Genomic DNA, 18,453 nt, shown 5'->3' with positions numbered 1-18,453 from the left:
CCCCGTCAGTCGCCGAGCCGCCCGTCGGCGAGCCGCAGCCACCGGTCCACCCCGATCTCGGCGAGGAACCGCTCGTCGTGGCTGACTACCACGAACGCACCCCGGTACGCCTTGAGGGCGCTCTCGAGTTGCCCCACGCTGACCAGGTCCAGGTTGTTGGTCGGCTCGTCGAGCAGCAGCAGGTGCGGTGCCGGTTGCGCGTACAGCACGCAGGCGAGCGTGGCGCGCAGCAGCTCGCCGCCGGAGAGGGCGCCGACCGGTAGCTGAGCGCGGGCGCCGCGGAACAGGAAGCGGGCCAGCAGGGTCATCCGTTCGGCCTGCGGCCGGTCCGGGGCGTACGCGGCGAGGTTCTCCGCGACGGTGCGGCCGGGGTCGAGCAGGTCGAGGCGCTGGGACAGGTACGCCACCCGTCCCCCGGCCCGGCGCACCGCACCCGACTCCGGGGTGAGGGAACCCTCGACCAGGCGCAGCAGGGTCGACTTGCCGGCGCCGTTGGGGCCGGTGAGAGCGATGCGCTCGGGTCCCCGGACGGTCAGGTCGACGCCGTCGTCGGCGAAGAGCCTCCGGACCTGCATCCGCTCCCCCACGAACAGGGTGCGGCCGGCGGGGACGGTGGTGTCGGGCAGGTCCAGCGTGAGGACGGCGTCGTCGCGGAGGGCGCGGCTGGCCTCGTCGAGGCGGGCCTGAGCCTCGCCGACCCGGTTGGCGTGCGTGTCCTGGGCCCGTCCGGCCGACTCCTGCGCGCTGCGCTTGAGACCGCCGGCGACGATGCGGGGCAGGCCCGCGTTCTTGAGGTTCCGGGCGGCGTTGCTGGCGCGGCGTTCGGCCCGCTCGCGGGCCTGCTGCAGCTCCCGCTTCTCCCGCTTGACCTCCAGCTCGGCGCTGCGGACCGTCCGCTCGGCGGTCGCCCGGGCGGCCTGCGCGGCCTCCTCGTACGCGCTGAAGGTGCCGCCGAAGAACGACACCGACCCCCGGTCGAGCTCGGCGATGCGGTCCATCCGGTCCAGCAGCGCCCGGTCGTGGCTGACCACCAGCAGGCAGCCGGGCCAGTCGTCGAGCGCTGCGTACAGGCGGTGCCGGGCGTCGAGGTCGAGGTTGTTGGTGGGCTCGTCGAGCAGCAGCACGTCGGGCCGCTTCAGCAGTTGCGCGGCGAGGCCGAGGGAGACGACCTGGCCGCCGCTGAGCGTACGCAGGCGACGGTGGAGCGCGACGTCGGCGAGGCCGAGCCGGTCCAGCTCGTGGCGGGTGCGCTCCTCGACGTCCCAGTCGTCGCCGACGGTGGTGAAGTGCTCCTCGGCGGCGTCGCCGGCCTCGATGGCGTGCAGGGCGCGCAGCACGGCGTCGACGCCGAGCACCTCGGCGACGGTCAGCTCACCGTCGAGCGGCAGGGTCTGCGGCAGGTAGCCGAGCACGCCGTCGACGGTGACGGTGCCGCCGGTCGGTGCCAGCTCGCCGGCGATCAGCCGTAGCAGGGTGCTCTTGCCGGCGCCGTTGGGCGCGACGAGGCCGGTGCGGCCGGGTGGCACGGTGACGGACAGGTCCTGGAGGACGGGGGTGTCGTCCGGCCAGGAAAACGACAGGTGGGAACAGACGACGCAGGCGTCGGACATCGGACGGATCCTCGGGGCGAGACGGACGGGCGATGGTCGCCCGGATGACGCCGGGGGGCGGGCGCCGGCGCGCCCGCGGGTGGGGTCACCCGGAGATGTCGTCGTCCCCGATGAGCATGTCGAACTCCTCGATCCGGTCAGCGCCGTCAACCCTAACAGCGCGCCCGGTGATCGCCCACGCCTTTCCGCCGCGTCGGCTGGCCGGCCCCCGGACGGCCGGCCGGCCGACGCGGGCGACGGTCAGCCGAAGTCGGCGGCCGTGAACTCCTTGCGCTCCACCAGCACCAGCCAGTTGCCGGAGTTGTCCCGGGCCACCGCCTCCACCCCGTACGGGCGCTCGGCCGGCTCCTGGAGGAACTCGACGCCCTTGCTCCGCAGCTCGTCGTAGGTCTTGCGGCAGTCGTCGACGCCCATGCCGAGGCCGAACAGCCCGCCCTCGTCCTGCGCGCGGCGGACCGTCTCGGCCAGTTCCGGCGACAGCGGTGGCCCGGGCAGGGTCAGGTGCACCTCCAGCTCGGGCTGGCTGGGGTGCTTGACGGTGCACCAGCGGTACGAGCCGTCGGCCAGGGTGATGTCGGTGTGCTCCTCGAAGCCGAGGACGTCGATGTAGAAGGCCTTGGCGGCGTCGATGTCCTTGACGAAGACGCTGGTGATGGAGACGTGGGTAATCATGGGGCCAGGTTAGGAAGGATCCCCCGGCGGCGGCTTCTCCTCGCTTGCGGACGCGCCGCGCCGTTCCGCCAGCCCCCACATGAAGACGAAGCAGCCCGGGATGTGGGGTGCGCCGGCCCGGGCCCAGCGGCGCTGGAAGTCCCGGGGCGTCTCCCCCACGATCCCCCGGAACCGGCTGCTGAACGAGCCGAGGCTGGCGAAGCCGACCGCGTGGCAGACCTCGGTGACCGTCAGGTTGGTGGCGCGCAGCAGGTCCTGCGCCCGTTCGATGCGCCGGCGGGACAGGTACGCCGCCGGCGACACCCCGTACGTGATCGTGAAGAGGCGCTGGAAGTGGAACCTGCTGAGACCGGCGACCGCCGCCACGGTCGCGAGGTCCAACGGCTCGGTGTAGTGGCGGTCGATGTGGTCACGGGCCCGCCGCAGGTGGACAAGCAGGTCACCCGGGGCGCGGCGGGGCGGTGTACTCATCACCGCCCAGCCTAGGTCCGATCACGCCGCCGGAGCCGGGTGGGCCGGTCGCTCCGCCACACCGCCGACCTGGAGTCGTCACGGCGACACCGTCGGTGGAGCATTCGGGCGAACGGGTACCCGATCCGGGCGGCCGGACGCTAGGGTCCGCCCGTGCACGTCAACACCGAGATCGTCGAGTCGCTCAAGGCGGATCCCGCCGCCGCCGCGCTCCGCCGGTCGCTCGAGCTCTCCTACGGCGATCCGGCCCGGGCGGCGGCGATGGACCGCTTCTACGCCCAGTTCGTCGGCGCCGGTGACCTGGTCATCGACGTCGGCGCCCACGTGGGCGACCGGACCGGCAGCTTCCGCCGCCTGGGCGCACGGGTGGTCGCGGTGGAGCCGCAGCCACTGTGCGCGCGGGCCATCCGGGCCCTCTACGGCGGGGACGACCAGGTCGTCCTGGTCGAGGCGGCGTGCGGCGCGACCACCGGGCTGCTCGAACTCCACGTCAACTCCGCCAACCCCACCGTGTCGACCGCGTCGCCGCAGTTCATCCAGGCGGCGGACGGCGCCGACGGATGGCGGCAGGAGATCTGGGACGCGCGGCTCGACGTGCCGTCCACCACCCTCGACGCCCTCGTCGCGGAGCACGGCGTACCGGCGTTCGTGAAGGTGGACGTGGAGGGCTTCGAGGACGCCGTGCTGGCCGGGCTGACCCGCGTCCTCCCGGCGCTGTCGTTCGAGTTCACCACCATCGAGCGGGCCGTCGCCCGCCGCGCCCTCGACCGCGCCGCCGCGCTCGGCTTCACCCGTTTCAACCTCGCCATCGGCGACACCATGGGGCTGGCCGAACCGTCGTGGATGTCCGCGACCGCGCTGGCGGCGGTCCTGGACGCCCTTCCCCACGCCGCGAACTCCGGCGACGTGTACTGCCTGCCTTGACGTTCTCCCCGCCCTAAAGGACGGGGATTCCCTCCGCGCTGCGCGCGGAACACGCGGCGCCCGGGTGGATTACCGCTTCCCTGCGCACCGCCGGCACGAGTGCCGGTCTTACGTGCGCTCCACGGTCGTTTAGGCTCTCCGCCCGTCCGGCGGCGAGCACGTTGATGGCGGCGTTGACGTCCCGGTCGTGGGCTGCTCCACAGGGGCAGTCCCACGATCGGACATTTAACGCAATCTTCTCGTTGATCCGTCCGCAGTCGGAGCACATCCGGGTGGACGGGAAAAACCGATCTACCCGGGCAAAGGTGCGCCCGTACCGAGCGGCCTTGTACTCCAACATTGCGGTGAAGCTGGCCCAACCGGCATCGTGCACCGATGTGGCGAGCCTCGTCCGGCCGAGACCGACTACGCACAGGTCTTCGACGTACACCGCTTGGTTGTCGCGGATGATCGCCGTGGACAGCTTGTGCTGCCAGTCGCGCCGGGTGTCGGTCACCCGGGCATGCGCCCGCGCGACCTTGACGACGGCCTTCTTCCGGTTCTGACTGCCTCGCTGCTTGCGGGACAGGTCCTGCTGCAACCGCTTGAGCTTCCGTGCGGCGCGGCGCAGGAACTTCGGCGCGGCCACCTTCGTGCCGTCCGACAGCACCGCGAAGTGCGTCAAGCCCAGGTCGACGCCGATCTCCGAGTCCACCTCGGGGAGCGGTTCGTCCGTCGTGGTCACCACGAACGAGGCGAAGTACCTCCCGGCCGCGTCCTTCACGAGCGTCACGCTGGACGGGTCGGCCGGCAGCTCGCGGGACCAGCGGACGTCCAGGTCGCCAATCTTCGGCAGCCGGAGCCGACCGTTGTCCAGCACCTTGAACCGGGCGTTGGCGGTGAACCGGATCGCCTGCCGGTTGTCCTTGCGCGACCGAAACCGCGGCGGCGCCACCTTGCGACCCTTGCGCTTGCCGGTGACCGAGGCGAAGAAGTTGCGGTACGCGGTGTTCAGGTCGGCCAACGCCTGCTGCAAGACGACCGCAGAGACCTCGCCCAGCCACGCCCGCTGCGGCGTCGTCTTGGCCTGGGTAATGACCTGCTTGGACAAATCCCCGTCCGAGACGTATGGCAGGCCCTCGGCTCGCGCCTCCTGCCGTACGCGCAGCGCGTCGTTGAACACCACCCGAGCACAGCCGAACGACCGCGCCAGCGCCTCGCGCTGGGCTGCGTCCGGGTACACCCGGTAGTTGTAACGAAGCTGCACGATCGCACCGTACCGTTGGTTTATGGCTGATCTCGAACGGAGCACTGACGCGCACTCTGGTAGCGGTCACGTAGCGGGCTCGGGCTGGGCGGGCACCGGCGGGCGGGCGACCGGCGCCGCGTCGTAGCCGGCGGCCTGGAGGGTGAACAGGTCGGCGTACCGGCCGCCGGCGGCGATCAGCTCGTCGTGCGTGCCGGACTCGACCAGGGCGCCCTCGTGCAGGACGAAGATGCGGTCGGCGTGGCGGACGTTGGCCAGCCGGTGCGTGATGAGGATCGTCGTCGCCCGACCGTGCCGGTCCCGGATGGCCTGGAAGAGGGCGTCCTCGGCGCGCGGGTCGAGGGCCGAGGACGGCTCGTCCATGATCAGCAGGTCGGCGTCGCGGAGGAACCCGCGGGCGGCCGTGATCCGCTGCCACTGCCCACCGGAGAGGTCCTGCCCCTTGGCGAACGTGCGGTCGAGCAGCGTCTCGTACCCGTACGGCAGGCCTTTGATCATCTCGTGGGCGGCCGCGCGGGCGGCGGCGGACTCGATAAGGTCCTGACGCGCCTCGCGGTCGACGTCGCCGACGGCGATGTTGGTGGCGGCGGTGAACGGCCACTTGTGGTACTCCTGCGTGACGACCGCGATGCGCGCGCGGACCCGCGCGAGGTCCCACTCCGCGACGGGGCGGCCGTTCCACTCCACGGCGCCGCCCGTGGGGGTCCGCAGGGTGGCGATCATCGCGGCGAGGGTGGTCTTGCCGGACCCGTTCTCCCCGACGAACGCGACCGTCTGCCCGGCGCGGATGGCGAGGGTGACGCCGTCGACGGCGGGCGTGTCCCGCTCCGGGTAGTGCAGGGTCACCCCCCGGACGGCGACCTCGCGCAGCGGGCCCGGGGCCGGCCGCGGCGTGCCGGCCGGGTCCGGCAGGTACGCGGCGGCGCGCGCCATGAAGCCGGTGTAGTCGCCGAAGTGCTGGCCCTCGGTGTAGACGGCGTCGATCTGGAAGGTGACCGTGCTGAGCGACCGTTGCGCGGCCTGGACGGCGATCACGCAGGTCGCCGCCGCGGCGAGCGGGATCTGCCCCTCGATCAGCAGGAGCCCCAGCAGAACGTAGACGACGGCGGTGGCCAGGCCGCCGACCAGCGCGCCGACGGCGGTGGTCGTGGTGACCCGGCGGGCCAGGGCGAGCTGGATGCCGGTCTCGGTGTCCATGACCCGGTCGTACTGGTCGAGCAGGAACCGGCGCAGCCCGTACGACCGCAGCTCCGGCGCGGACGCCCGCTCGGCCATCAACCGGTGCAGGATCCACAGGCGACGGCGGCGGACCGAGCCGGCGATGTACGTCCGGTACCGCAGGTGCCCGGCGCGCAGCGCCGCCCACGCGTTGGGCACCGTCGCGACCAGCAGCGCGACGAGCAGCAGCGGGTGGATGACCAGCACCGCTACCGCCACCGCGAGCAGCCCCACCAGGCCGGCGATCAGGTTCATCGAGGACTGCACGAGCGAGATCGCCGAGTCGGTGCCCCGGGTGGCACGCTCCATGTCGTCGGCGAACGCGTCGGCGTCGAACGCGTCCAGCCGTACCGCGGTGGTGACCTCGAAGAGGCCACGCTCGACCTCCCGGTCGACCCGGGGCGTGAGGCCGTTGACCGCGTACCCGGTGGCGATGCCCAGGCCGGCGCGGATCCCGGTCACGGCGGCCAGGACGGCGAGCGCCGGCAGCGCGGCGAGCACCTTGTCCGCGGTCGGGCCGCCGGCGAACAGTTCCACCAGCGCCCGTTGCGTGGCGAGCAGCCCGCCGGCGGCCATCGCGCCGGCCCCGATCGTCGCGACGGCCACCACCGACGTGCGGAGCCGGTCGGCCCGCCAGCTGATCGCCACGGCCTGGGCGACCAGCCGTGGCAGCTCGGCGAACACGGCGAACAGCCCCGCCTCGGCGCGGGCTCGCACGCCGGTCTCCCACCACATCGTGCGCAGCTCCGGCAGCACGGACTCGGGCTGGCTCACGGCGGGACGGTCGCGGGTGGACGATGACACGGGCGCCTCCTCCTCGTGATGGAAACATCACCGATGGTGGCAGGAGGATGCGTCAAACCCGTGCCGGAGGAAGGCGGTTCGCACCGCCTGTCGGATGCCGGTCAGCAGGCGGACAGCGGTGCGCCGGCACTACCCGTGGCAACGTCCGTCACCTGGCCCCCGTGCGGCCGGTCCGCTTGCTTCCGAACGACTCCATGGTGGTCGCCTTCCGCGGTGGCGCCTTCTTCCGCGCCGCCGTCGTCGCCGGCGCCTTCTTCGCCGTGGCCTTCGTCGCGGGCGTCCGCTTCGCCGGCGGCGCCGTCCTCGCCGTGGCCTTCGTCCCGGGCGCCTTCTTCGCGACGGCCTTGGTCGCCTTCCTGGCCACCGCCGCCTTCTCGGTCGGCCGGCGGGTCGGGGCGGCCGTGGCCGAGGTGGCCTTCTTCCGCGCGACGCGGGTCGTGGTCGGGGTCGGCTTCTCACCCGCGGACTTGGCCGCGGTCGCTCCGGTGGCGCGCTTGGTGGCGGTCGCGACCTTCTTGGCCGCCGCCCTCCGACTCATCGGGGCCTTCTTCGCCCCGGTGGCCTTCCTGGCCCCGGTCGGCCTGCTGCCCGCCGGGCTCGCGCTCCTGCCGTCGGCCATCCTCACTCCTCCTCGGCGACTCGCCCGCCACGTCGGCGCCCCGCCGGCAGCCGGGCGCTACGAAACGGCGTCCCACCGACGGTCGCGTCCGCCCGGTCTTCCCGCCGGCCAGGTGGGCAAACGTCACCGGCCGGCATCCCGGGTCCCGTCGGCGGCCCTCGGCCCGGCCCGACGCTCATGGTGCGATTCCGGACGGATTGACACGCACGGTCGTACGGACTGCACTGGTGGTGACGGTGGGCGCCGGCCGCGGATCTGCCGGTGACGCCGCGGGAGACACCGGAGGCGATCATGGACGTCTCGCCTGCCCGACGGCCGCAGGACGCGCAGACGGTACGCCGGCTCCGGCTCGGCATCGGCGTCGTCGGCGTCCTCCTGCCAATCCTGCTGGTCGTCGGCCATTCGCTGGTCAGCGGCCGGTTCGCGCTCCTCAGCTCGCTCAGCGCGTACTACTACACCGAGCTGCGGGACGTCTTCGTCGGCAGTCTGTGCGCGATCGGCGTCTTCCTGATCTCCTACCGGCACCGGAGGCTCGACGACCTGCTCAGCACCGTCGCCGGCGGGCTGGCGATCGCGGTCGCCCTGTTCCCGGCCGCGACGCAGCAACCCGGTTCGGCGATCACCTCGAACGACGTGCTCGTCGGCCGGGTGCACCAGGTCGCGGCCGCGGCGCTCTTCGTCATCCTGGCGATCTTCTGCATCGTGCTGTTCCCCCGCCGCGATCCGCGTGAGGCGCACGGCCGGGTGCGCCGCGGCCTGTACCACGCCTGCGGCGGCCTCATCCTCTGCGCGATCGCGGTCGCCGTGGCGAGCAACGCGCTTCCGGACCCGACCCGGGACGCGCTCCGGCCGCTGTTCTGGTGCGAGGTGGTCGCCGTACTCGCGTTCGGTGTCGCGTGGTTCGCCAAGGGCGAGGCGTTGTTCGGCGCCGGCGGTCAGTAGGTACCGGCGGCACCGACCCGCGCGGCCACCCGCTCGTGCAGCGCGGCCAGCCCGGGGCTGACCGTGGCGGTGAGCGGCTCCGGCTCCGCCAGCCGCCGCGCCGGCCCGGGAAGCCAGGCCAGGTCGGCGTCGAAGCGTTCCCGCGCGGCGCGGACCGCGGCGGCCGGGTCGGCGGCGTCGAGCCGGCGCCCGCCGCGCATGACCGGTACCAGCAGCGGCTCGCGCCCCGGCGGTGGCGGTTCCTCGCGCAGCCCGACGATGTCCCCGCCGGCGCCGGCGCGGTCCCGGAAGACCTGCTTGGCGGCCGGGAGGGTGGCCTTCCCCGGCGACAACTTGAGCACCGGCCGGTCGCCGTAGGCGACCAGCTTGTAGGCGCTGTCCAGGGACGGGGCGTCGTAGGAGACCCCCATCTTCGTGCCGACGCCGTACGCGTCGATCGGCGCGCCGGCGGCGACCAGTCCCGCGATGACGTCCTCGTCGAGGCTGCCGCTGGCCACGATCTGCACCTGGGCCAGCCCCGCCGCGTCGAGGATCGCGCGGGCCTCGCGGGCGAGGGCGGCGAGGTCTCCCGAGTCCAGCCGGACGCCGAGCGGCCCGGTCAGGCCCAGCTCCGTGATGACGTCGACGGCGGCCCGCACCCCGGCGGGCGTGTCGTAGGTGTCGACGAGGAAGATCGGGTTGACCGGGAAGTCCGCGGCGAAGGCCCGGAACGCCGCCCGCTCGTCGGGGAACGCCTCGACGTACGAGTGGGCCATCGTGCCGGACGGTCGCAGCCCGTACCGGCGGGCGGCCTCGACGTGGCTGGTCGCGGCGAAGCCGGCGATCGCGGACGCCCGCGCCACGCCGGCACCCGCCTCCACCCCGTGGGTACGGCGGAACGCGAAGTCGACCAGCTGCGCGCCGCCGGCGGCGAGACGGCAGCGGGCCGCCTTGCTGGCCACCGTGGTCTGGAAGGTGACCACGTTCAGCAGGCCCGTCTCGACCAGCTGCGCCTCGGCGATCGGCGCCGTCACCTCGAGCAGCGGCTCGTCGGCGAACACCACCCGCCCCTCCGGCACGGCCCACACGTCACCGGTGAACCGCAGCACCGACAGCGCCGCCAGGGTCGGGGTGTCGAACCCGACGACGTCGCGCAGGTACGCCACGTCGTCGTCGTCGAACGCGAACGTCTCCAGGAACGTCAGCGCCTCGTCGAGCCCGGCGGCGACCAGGAAGCCCCGCCGGTGCGGCAGCCGGCGGGCGAAGAGGCTGAACGTGGCCCGGTCCGTCATGTCCCGGCGCACGTAGCTGGCGGCCATGCGCAGCTCGTACAGGTCGGTCAGCAGCCCGGTCATGTCACCTCCTCGCCCGCCGCCGTGCGGGGCGGCCCGGAACGCGTCACGCCCCCACTGTGGTGGACCCGGCGCCGGCGTGTACCGGAAACGCCACATCCACCGGGGCCCGGCGGGCTGGCTCACCGGGTGGGCAGGTCCGCCGGGGCGGTGCGTAACGGACGGGCCTGGCCGGGCGCTCTTCGCGGGTGTAGACAGAGAACTGATCATGACGGTGTGCCGCGCGCCCCGTCGACGGTGGAGGGCGGGGGGAGGGCCAGGTGCAGGGCGAGCTGCAACGGATCGTCGACGCCGTCGCCGCCCACGCCGGCCGCCCGGCGCTGATCGAGGACCGGCGGCAGCGGGTCGTGGTCTACAGCGAGCAGACCGGGCTGATGGACGAGGTCCGGCGGGCGTCCATCCTCCGCCGGCAGACCACGCCGGAGGTGATCGCCTGGCTCCGCGAGTTCGGCATCGCCGACGCCCGGACGCCGGTGCGTACCCCGGCCCACCCCGGGCTGGACCTGCTGCCCCGCCTCTGCGTGCCGGTGCGCCACGACGACCTGCTCCTCGGCTTCGTCTGGTTCATCGACCCCGACGGCACCATGGCCGACGTCGACCTGGCGGCGACGGGGCTGCTCAAGGAGCTGTCCCTCGCGCTGTACCGGGAGAACCTGCTCGGCGAGCTGGCCGCGCAGAGCGAGACCGAGGCGGCGCGGACGCTGCTCGCCGACAGCCCGGAGACCCGTGACCAGGCGGTCCGGACGCTGCTGGAAGCGGGCATGATCGCCGCGGACGGCCCGACCGCCGCGCTCGTCGCCCGGCTCGTCGCGCCCCGGGAGCGGCAGCCGGACGAGCGGGCCCGGATCGCGCTGGAGCAGTCGCTGGTGGCCGCCCGGCGGCGGGCCGGCATCCGCGAGGCGCTGCACCTGGTCCGCCACGACCACGGGGTGTTGCTGCTGCCCGCCGAGCCGGCCGCCGGACGGCCCACGCCGGAGGCCGCGGCCCGGCACCTCGACGACGACCTGCGGCAGGTCACCCGCGCCCTCGGCTCGGTCGAACGGACCGTGGTCGGCGTCGGCCGGACCCGGCCGCGCCTCGTCGACGCGGTCGAGTCGTACGCCGAGGCGCTGCACGCCGCGCGGGTCGGCGCGCGGCTGCCGGCGCTCGGCCGCGTGGTCCCCTGGTCGGGCCTGGGCGTCTACCGGGTGCTGGCCCGGATCGACGAGCACCACCTCGACGTGGCGGACGTCCATCCCGGACTGGCCCGGCTGCTGGACGCTCCGGGCAACCAGGCGCTGCTCGCGACGCTGGAGCGGTACCTGGACCTGGCCGGCAACGCCCACGCCACGGCGGCGCAGCTCCGGCTGCACCGCACGACGCTGTACTACCGGCTGCAACGCATCGAGGAGCTCGCCGGCACCGACCTCAAGGACGGGGGCGAGCGGCTCTGCCTGCACCTGGCGCTGAAGCTGGCGCGGCTGACCGGTCACGACCGGCCGGCGGAGTGAGCGGGCGGATGCGACAGGCGTAGCAACTCGGATCCGAGATCTTCGACAGGTGCCCGATGACCCCGGGTCGGCGGGGTTCGTAGGTTCGGCGGAACCCGAAGGACAGGGGGTGGTGCGGTGGCCGGGCGGTGGCTCGGGCGGTACCTGGTGCCCGCCCTCGTCGCGGCGCTGTTCGCCGCCCCGCTGTGGTTCATGGTGGTCGGCTCCCTGCGGCCCGCCGGCTCCCCACCGCCCCGCACGCTGGAGCTGTGGCCGGCCGAGCCCACGACGGCCGCGTACGAGCGCCTGCCGGAACTGGTCCCGCTGTTCCGCTACCTGGCGAATTCCGCGCTGGTCGTGGCGCTGGCCGTCCCGCTGACCGTGCTGGTCGCGTCGCTGACCGGCTTCGGGTTGCGGCTGCTGCCCCGCCCGGCCCGCCGGCGGGCGCTGCTCGGGCTGCTGGTGCTGCTGCTGGTGCCGGTCACCGCCGTGTGGGCCACCCGCTTCGAGCTGTTCCGGCTGGCCGGGGTGGTCGACACGTACCTGCCGCTGCTGGCCCCGGCGTTGCTCGCCGTCAGCCCGTTCCTGGTCCTGCTGTACGCGTGGAGCTTCGGCGGCGTACCGGACAGCCAGTTGCACGCCGCCCGCCTGGAAGGCGCCGGATGGCTCACCATCTGGCGGCGGCTGGCGCTGCCGCAGGTCAAGCCCGCGACCCTCGCCGTGGCGGTGCTCGCCTTCACCTTCCACTGGGCCAACTTCATCGACCCGCTGCTGTACCTGACCAGCGGCGACCGTTACACGTGGCCGCTCGGGCTGCGGTTCCTGCTGCTACTCAACCCCACCGACTGGCCGCTGCTGATGGCCGGCTGCGTGGTCGCGACCGCGCCGTGCGTGCTGGTGTTCCTGCTGGCACAGCGGATCCTGCTGTCCGACGACCCCCTCGCCGCACTCCGAGCGAAAGGACGCCGATGACCCCCAACTGGCGACGCGCGTGCGCGGCCCTGGCCTCCGTACTGCTGATCGGCAGCGGGTGCACCTCCGGCGCCGCCGAGGACCGGGCCGGCATCACCGTGGTGCTGTTCGGCGACGCCGAGGAGGTCGCCGGTTACCGCACCCTGGTCGCCGGCTTCACCGCGGCCAACCCGGACGTCGACGTGACCCTCTCCCCCGTGGCCACCCAGGACGAGCTGATGGCGCGGCTCACCACGTCGTTCGCGGGCGGCCGGCCGCCGGACGTCTTCCTGCTGAACTACCGCCGGTACGGGCAGTTCGCCGCGCAGGGCGCGATCGAGCCGGTGCAGTCCTACCTGGACGCCAGCAGCGCGATCAAGGAGAGCGACTTCAGCCCGCGGGCCCTGGACGCGTTCCGGTTCGACGGCAGGGCGCTCACCTGCCTGCCGCAGAACCTGTCCTCGCTGGTCGTCTACTGGAACGCCGACCTGTTCCGGGCCGCCGGCGTCCCGGCGCCGGCCGCCGGCTGGACGTGGGACGACCTCCTCGCCGCCGCGAAGGCGCTCACCCGCGACGGCCGGTACGGGGTGGGCGTCGAGCCGTCGATCGCCCGGCTCGCACCCTTCGTCTGGTCCAACCGGGGTGAACTGGTCGACGACCCGACCCGGCCGACCGCGCTGACCCTGCGCGGCGACCCGGCCACCCGGAAGGCCGTGGACTGGTTCCTCGACCTGCAACTGCGACACCGGGTCGTGCCGCCGGACGCCGAGGAGCAGAGCGAGTCCAGCGAGGCGCGCTTCCTGCGCGGCACCCTCGGCATGTACCTGAGCAGCCGGGTCGCCGTGCCGACCCTGCGCACCATCGACGGCTTCACCTGGGACGCGGCGCCGCTGCCGGTCGCCCCCGGCGGCGTACCGGCGTCCATCCTGCACAGCGACGCGTACTGCATGAGCGCCGGCCTGCCGGACCACCGCCCGGCGTGGCGGTTCATCGAGTACGCGATGGGCGCCGCCGGGCAGCGCACGCTCGCCGAGTCCGGCCGGACCGTCCCGTCCCGACTCGACGTCGCCGGCTCCCCCGCGTTCCTCGACCCGGCGAAGCCGCCGCGGTCGTCGCGGGTCTACCTCGACGCCGAGCCGCACCTGCGGGCCACCCCGCGCACCGCCACCTGGGCCCGCGTCGAGAAGGAGGCGGACGTGCTGCTGGAGGAGGTGTTCTACGGCCGGGTCGACCGGGAGGAGGGGCTGCGCCGGCTGGAGACGACCGTCCGCCCGTTGTTCACCCTGCCGGTGAGCAAGTGAGCGGGCTACGTGGCGTCATCCGGCTGGAGGGGCTGACCCGCTCGTACGGGCGGACCACCGCCGTCGACGGCGTCGACCTGGAGGTGCGGGCCGGGGAACTGGTCACCCTCGTCGGGCCGTCCGGGTCGGGTAAGTCGACGATCCTGCGGCTGATCGCCGGCCTGGACCGGCCGGACGGCGGCCGGGTCCTGGTCGACGGCGTGGACGTGGCCGGGGTGCCGCCGCACCGGCGGGCGGTGGCGATGGTCTTCCAGGACTACGCGCTCTTCCCGCACCTCACCGTCCACGGCAACCTGACGTTCGGGCCGCGCGTCCGCCGGGTACCGCGCGCCGAGGCCGACCGGCGGGCCCGCGCCGCCGCCGAGCGGCTCGGCATCGGCGACCTGCTGGACCGCTACCCCGACCAGATGTCCGGCGGGCAGCGACAGCGGGTCGCGCTGGCCCGGGCGCTGCTGCGCGACCCCAGCGTCTACCTGCTCGACGAGCCCCTCGCGAGCCTGGACGCGCCGCTGCGCTTCGCCACCCGCGCCGACCTGCTCGCCCTGCACCGGGAACTGCGCACGACCACCGTCCACGTCACGCACGACCAGCACGAGGCGATGACCCTCGGCGACCGGGTGGTCGTCCTCGCCGACGGGCGCGTCCGGCAGGTGGGCCCACCCCAGCAGGTGTACGACGAGCCGGCCGACACGTTCGTCGCCGGGTTCCTCGGCAGCCCACCGATGAACCTGGTGAGCGGCGGCGGTGTGCTCGGCGGCGACCCGGGCCTGACGCTCGGCGTACGCCCGGAGGACCTCACGCTCGACGGCGACGGACCGGTGGCCGCGACCGTCGAGGCGGTCGAGGCGCTGGGCAGCGAGGCGATCCTGCTGACCCGCTGCCCGGACGGCACCCGGCTCACCGTCCGCACCGGCCCCCGCCCGGGCGTTGCCCCCGGCGACGACGTGCGGCTGCGCGCCGACCGGCTGCACCGGTTCGACGCGGCCACCGGGCGGCGCCGGTGAGCCGCCCCCGGCCACCGCTGACCGGCTGGGCGTTCCTCGCCCCGTACGCGGTCGCGGTGGCCCTGCTGGTCGCGGTGCCGGCGCTGCTCAACGTGGGGTACGCGGTCACCGACCACACCGGGTTGACCCGCGACCCACGGTTCGTGGGGCTGGCCAACGTACGGCGGATGCTCGACGACGGGTTCCTGCTCGACAGCCTGCGCGCCTCGCTGGTCCACGTGGCGCTCGCGGTGCCGGTGCGGTTCCTCGCCGCGGTGGGGCTCGGTCTGCTGCTCGCCGCCCCGCGCCCCGGCGGCCGCTGGTTCCGCACCGCCGTCTACCTGCCCACGGTCATCCCCGACGTGGCGCTCGCGGTGCTGTTCCTGTGGGTGCTCAACCCGCTGTACGGTCCGCTCAACCAGGTGCTCGGCCTGTTCGGGCATCCCGGCTTCACCTGGCTCGCCGACCCGACCACCGCCCGGGTGGGCGTGGTGCTGATGCTGGCGTTCCCGATCGGCGAGGGGTTCGTCGTGGTCCTCGCCGCCCGCCGGCTGCTCGACGGCCGGCTGTACGAGGCGGCGGCCCTGGAGGGGTGCGGGCCGTTCGGGCAGCTGCGCCGGATCACCCTGCCGCTGCTGGCGCCGGTGCTGCTGCTGCTGGCCGTCCGGGACACCGTCCTCACGTTGCAGGTGAACTTCGTGCCGGCGTACGTGCTCACCGACGGCCGGCCCGCCAACGCCACCCTCTACCTGCCCGTCTACATCTTCGACCAGGTCTTCGAGTTCTCCGGATTCGCGTACGGCTCGCTGCTCACCATCCTGCTGACGCTGGTCACCGCCGTGATCATCACCGGCCTGCTGCTCGCCGTCCGGCGGTGGCGGGTGCTGCGCTGACCGTGACATCCTTGCTGCCCATGAGACTCCGGGCCCTCGGTGCCGTCGCCGTCCTCGCCGTGCTGGCCGGATGCGGCGGCACGGCGGAGGCGCCGGCCGGTGGCAACCGGGACCTGCTGGCCAACCTGCCGAGTTGCGACCGGGTGCCGCTGGACCAGGAGCCGGAGGTGGCCGCGGACGTGCCCGGCCTCGTCCTGCCCGACGGGGCCCGGGTGACCAGCGTGGTCGTGCAGGGCGCGCTGACCAGCGTGGAAGCCACCGTCCGGATGTCCCCGCTGGACGTCCGCGCCCACTACGAACAGCGCACCGACGTCGACCTGCTGCGCATCGAGGACGAGATCTTCGAGACCGAGGTCCTCGCGCGGGCACGCGACCGGCGCATGTACCTGCGGGCCACCGCCCTCTGCGCCGACGGCACCACGCTCACCGCGATGGTCGCCCCGGACTCCGACGACGCGGGCCTCCCCGAGTTCCACACCGGCTGACGGCCTCGACACCTGTCCTAACCGGGCGGCCCGTTTCCCGACAGATGATCGGTGACGTTCACCGATGCGCTGTCTAGCGTGCGCAGACAGGACCGTCCGCGTACGGACAGGAGAGCCCCATGACCCTCACCCTCGCCCGAAGTCGTCGCGGGCTGACGGCGACGGCGCTGCTGGCGCTGACCGCCACGGTCGCGCTGACGGCGTCGTCCAGCCCGCCACCGCCCGCGCAACCCTCGCTGGCCACGAGTTCCCCCACCGGCCCCATGGAACTCCCCGACGAGTGGATGACCGCTCAGCGGATGAGTGACGGCAGCACCGACCTGTCCGCCGCCAAGTACGCCCGCGCCCGCGGCGAGGCCAACCAGCTCGCCGCCCGGACGCGCAGCGTCTACCGGCCGCTGGCCGAACGGGAGTGGTCCTTCTTCGGGCCCACCGACATCGGCGGCCGGGTGGTCGACATCGCGGTGGACCCGCAGGTGCCCAACCAGGTGTTCGTCGCCGCCGCGTCCGGCGGCGTGTGGAGGTCCGGCGACGCCGGCGCCACCTTCACCTCGGTGTGGCCGGACGGCTGGGGCCAGGCGATCGGCGCGGTGGCCATGACCAGCGACGGCGTCCTCTTCGCGGGCACCGGCGAGGCCCAGCCCGGCGGCGGCTCCATCACCTTCGGCGGCGACGGTGTCTACCGCTCCACCGACCGGGGCGCCACCTGGGAGCAGGTCGGCCTGGCCGACAGCCACGCCATCGCCCGCTTCGCGATCGACCCGGGCAACGAGGACCGGATCTTCGCGGCGGCCAGCGGCAACCTGTTCATCCCCGGCGGCGAGCGCGGTGTCTACCTCACCGAGGACGGCGGTGACAGTTGGCGGCAGGTCCTGGCCCCGCCGAACGCGACCACCGGCGCCACCGAGGTCCTCATCGACCCGAGCAACCCCGCCCGGGTGTACGCGGCGATGTGGGACCACCTGCGCGAGCCGAACCAGCGCACCTACGGCGGCCCCGGCTCCAGCCTCTGGCGCTCCGACGACGGTGGACGGACCTGGGCCCGGATGACCACCGGCCTGCCCACCGACGCCGACCAGGGCCGCTGGGGCCTGGCGCTCGCCCCGAGCAACCCGAAGCGCCTGTACGCGTACGTGGGCACCGCCCTCGGCCCGTTCCGGGCGTTCTACCGCTCGGACGACGGCGGCGACACCTGGACGCAGACCCCGGTCACCGCCGGGCAGGCGTCCCAGTCGACGTTCAGCTGGTGGTTCGGCAAGCTCTTCGTCGACCCGGCCGAGCAGAACCACGTCTTCCTCATGGGCGTCAACCTCATGCGCTCCACCAACGGCGCACAGAGCTTCTCCCCGGTCGGCGGCGTCCACGCCGACCAGCACGCCATGCGCTGGGACCCGAAGGTGCCCGGCCGGGTCTACCTCGGCAACGACGGCGGCTTCTACCGCTCCGAGGCCAACGGCGCCGGTAGCTGGGTGAAGGCCACCGACGAGCGGTACACCCAGTTCTACACCGTCGACGTGGCGCAGACCGACCCGCGCCTGAAGGTCGGCGGCACGCAGGACAACGGCTGCAACCGCGGCTACAACGGCGCCGGCGGGCCGTGGGACCCGATCGGCTGCGGTGACGGCCTCCAGACGCTCATCCACCCGGAGAACCCGAACATCGTCTTCGGGTGCAGCCAGTACGGCTCCTGCTACCGGTCGGAGAACGCCGGCGCCAGCCCGCGCGCGCCGATCGGCGCCGGCCAGACCACCTCCCAGCGACGCAACTGGCTCACCCCGCTGCAGTTCGACCCGAGCGACCCGAACGTCATGTACTACGCCGGCAACATCGTCAACCGGTCGACGGACAACGGTCGCACCTGGACCGCGATCAGCCCCGACCTCACCGGCGGCGGCCCCAACGACCCGGCCGGCTACCCGTGGGGCACGATCACCACGATCGCGGCCGCACCGACCGACGGCGACACCCTGTACGCCGGCACCGACGACGGCAAGCTCTGGTGGACGCACGACCTCGGCCGGAGCTGGAACGAGGTCGACCCGGCCCAGCTCCCCGGCACCTGGGTCACCCGCGTCGCGGTGCATCCCACCGACGCGAACATCGCGTACGCGACGTACTCCGGCTTCCGCTCCGGCAGCGACCGGCCGCACGTGATGCTGACCCGGGACGGCGGCCGGACCTGGACCGACATCGGGCGCGGGCTGCCCGACGCGCCGGTCAACTCGGTGGTCCCGACCGCCGACGGGCTGCTGCTGGTCGGCACCGACGTCGGTGTGTTCGTGTCGGCGTGGAACGGCGGCGAATGGGCGACGCTCGGCGCGGACCTGCCGAAGGCGGCGGTCATGTACCTGCGGTGGCACGAGCCGACCCGCCAGCTGACGGCGGCGACGTTCGGCCGGGGCATCCACGACATCACGGTGCCGCGCTGCCCGGCGGCGTCCACGAAGCTGCCCCTGAAGCAGCCGGGGGTCGGTGTGGTGGGCGTGCTGTCGTCCTGCCGCGCCGGCTGACCGGCCACGGAGGCCACCTCCCGG

16 protein-coding genes are annotated in these 18,453 nt (G+C 73.7%); 9 read left to right on the top strand and 7 right to left on the bottom strand.

Translation table 11 applies throughout. From position 1 onward, the window contains the following. Positions 1–5: 5 nt before the first annotated feature. From GKC29_RS18245 to GKC29_RS18235, 3 genes are all read right to left on the bottom strand, one after another. Entirely contained in the window at positions 6–1,610 is a 1,605-nt protein-coding gene (locus tag GKC29_RS18245) for an ABC-F family ATP-binding cassette domain-containing protein (protein ID WP_155331977.1), read from the bottom strand. A 240-nt stretch (positions 1,611–1,850) separates the two neighbouring features. Then, complete coding sequence (locus GKC29_RS18240; RefSeq protein WP_155331976.1) at positions 1,851–2,282, bottom strand: VOC family protein; 432 nt, start codon at positions 2,280–2,282, stop codon at positions 1,851–1,853. A 9-nt stretch (positions 2,283–2,291) separates the two neighbouring features. Then, positions 2,292–2,753 (bottom strand): helix-turn-helix domain-containing protein, encoded by a 462-nt coding sequence (locus tag GKC29_RS18235; RefSeq protein ID WP_155331975.1) that lies wholly within the window; start codon positions 2,751–2,753, stop codon positions 2,292–2,294. Positions 2,754–2,906: 153 nt separating this feature from the next. Between GKC29_RS18235 and GKC29_RS18230 the strand changes: the two genes are divergently transcribed. Further along, positions 2,907–3,677 (top strand): FkbM family methyltransferase, encoded by a 771-nt coding sequence (locus tag GKC29_RS18230; protein WP_155331974.1) that lies wholly within the window; start codon positions 2,907–2,909, stop codon positions 3,675–3,677. Positions 3,678–3,690: 13 nt separating this feature from the next. Here the strand turns inward: GKC29_RS18230 and GKC29_RS18225 are convergent, their stop codons facing one another. The 3 genes from GKC29_RS18225 to GKC29_RS18215 all read right to left on the bottom strand — a co-directional run bounded on the left by GKC29_RS18225 (position 3,691) and on the right by GKC29_RS18215 (position 7,483). Then, a complete protein-coding gene (locus tag GKC29_RS18225) occupies positions 3,691–4,923 on the bottom strand; it encodes an RNA-guided endonuclease TnpB family protein (RefSeq protein ID WP_155331973.1) in 1,233 nt (410 codons plus the stop codon). A 66-nt stretch (positions 4,924–4,989) separates the two neighbouring features. Continuing rightward, a complete protein-coding gene (locus GKC29_RS18220) occupies positions 4,990–6,876 on the bottom strand; it encodes an ABC transporter ATP-binding protein (protein WP_155334216.1) in 1,887 nt (628 codons plus the stop codon). A gap of 217 nt (positions 6,877–7,093) precedes the next feature. Continuing rightward, positions 7,094–7,483, bottom strand: coding sequence for a histone (locus GKC29_RS18215; RefSeq protein WP_155331972.1), 390 nt, complete (start codon positions 7,481–7,483; stop codon positions 7,094–7,096). 372 nt (positions 7,484–7,855) lie between these two features. Here GKC29_RS18215 and GKC29_RS18210 point away from each other — a divergent pair, with 372 nt between their 5' ends. After that, positions 7,856–8,506, top strand: coding sequence for a DUF998 domain-containing protein (locus tag GKC29_RS18210; RefSeq protein ID WP_155331971.1), 651 nt, complete (start codon positions 7,856–7,858; stop codon positions 8,504–8,506). On the opposite strand, the gene GKC29_RS18205 is transcribed toward GKC29_RS18210, so the two are convergent. Beyond that, positions 8,500–9,840, bottom strand: coding sequence for a nicotinate phosphoribosyltransferase (locus GKC29_RS18205; protein WP_155331970.1), 1,341 nt, complete (start codon positions 9,838–9,840; stop codon positions 8,500–8,502). The two genes, GKC29_RS18210 and GKC29_RS18205, sit on opposite strands and share 7 nt — an antisense overlap. Before the next feature lie 257 nt (positions 9,841–10,097). Between GKC29_RS18205 and GKC29_RS18200 the strand changes: the two genes are divergently transcribed. From GKC29_RS18200 to GKC29_RS18170, 7 genes are all read left to right on the top strand, one after another. Next, on the top strand, positions 10,098–11,327 hold the full coding sequence (locus tag GKC29_RS18200) for a CdaR family transcriptional regulator (protein WP_155331969.1): 1,230 nt from the start codon (positions 10,098–10,100) through the stop codon (positions 11,325–11,327). A 117-nt stretch (positions 11,328–11,444) separates the two neighbouring features. Continuing rightward, entirely contained in the window at positions 11,445–12,278 is an 834-nt protein-coding gene (locus GKC29_RS18195) for a carbohydrate ABC transporter permease (RefSeq protein ID WP_155331968.1), read from the top strand. Continuing rightward, positions 12,275–13,558, top strand: coding sequence for a sugar ABC transporter substrate-binding protein (locus GKC29_RS18190; RefSeq protein WP_155331967.1), 1,284 nt, complete (start codon positions 12,275–12,277; stop codon positions 13,556–13,558). The genes GKC29_RS18195 and GKC29_RS18190 overlap by 4 nt, the downstream gene beginning before the upstream one ends. After that, positions 13,555–14,562: an ABC transporter ATP-binding protein gene (locus GKC29_RS18185; RefSeq protein ID WP_155331966.1), complete on the top strand. Its 1,008-nt coding sequence runs from the start codon at positions 13,555–13,557 to the stop codon at positions 14,560–14,562. The genes GKC29_RS18190 and GKC29_RS18185 overlap by 4 nt, the downstream gene beginning before the upstream one ends. Beyond that, a complete protein-coding gene (locus GKC29_RS18180; protein WP_155331965.1) occupies positions 14,559–15,434 on the top strand; it encodes a carbohydrate ABC transporter permease in 876 nt (291 codons plus the stop codon). Before GKC29_RS18185 ends, GKC29_RS18180 begins: the two co-directional genes overlap by 4 nt. Before the next feature lie 20 nt (positions 15,435–15,454). Further along, positions 15,455–15,919 carry a hypothetical protein gene (locus GKC29_RS18175; protein WP_155331964.1) on the top strand — a complete coding sequence of 155 codons (465 nt, stop codon included), beginning with the start codon at positions 15,455–15,457 and terminating at the stop codon, positions 15,917–15,919. 119 nt (positions 15,920–16,038) lie between these two features. Then, positions 16,039–18,429: a glycosyl hydrolase gene (locus GKC29_RS18170; protein WP_230688688.1), complete on the top strand. Its 2,391-nt coding sequence runs from the start codon at positions 16,039–16,041 to the stop codon at positions 18,427–18,429. Positions 18,430–18,453: the final 24 nt, after the last annotated feature.

The sequence above is a fragment of the Micromonospora sp. WMMC415 genome (assembly GCF_009707425.1).
Lineage (GTDB): Bacteria > Actinomycetota > Actinomycetes > Mycobacteriales > Micromonosporaceae > Micromonospora.
This window is presented reverse-complemented; position numbering and strand designations above follow the sequence as displayed.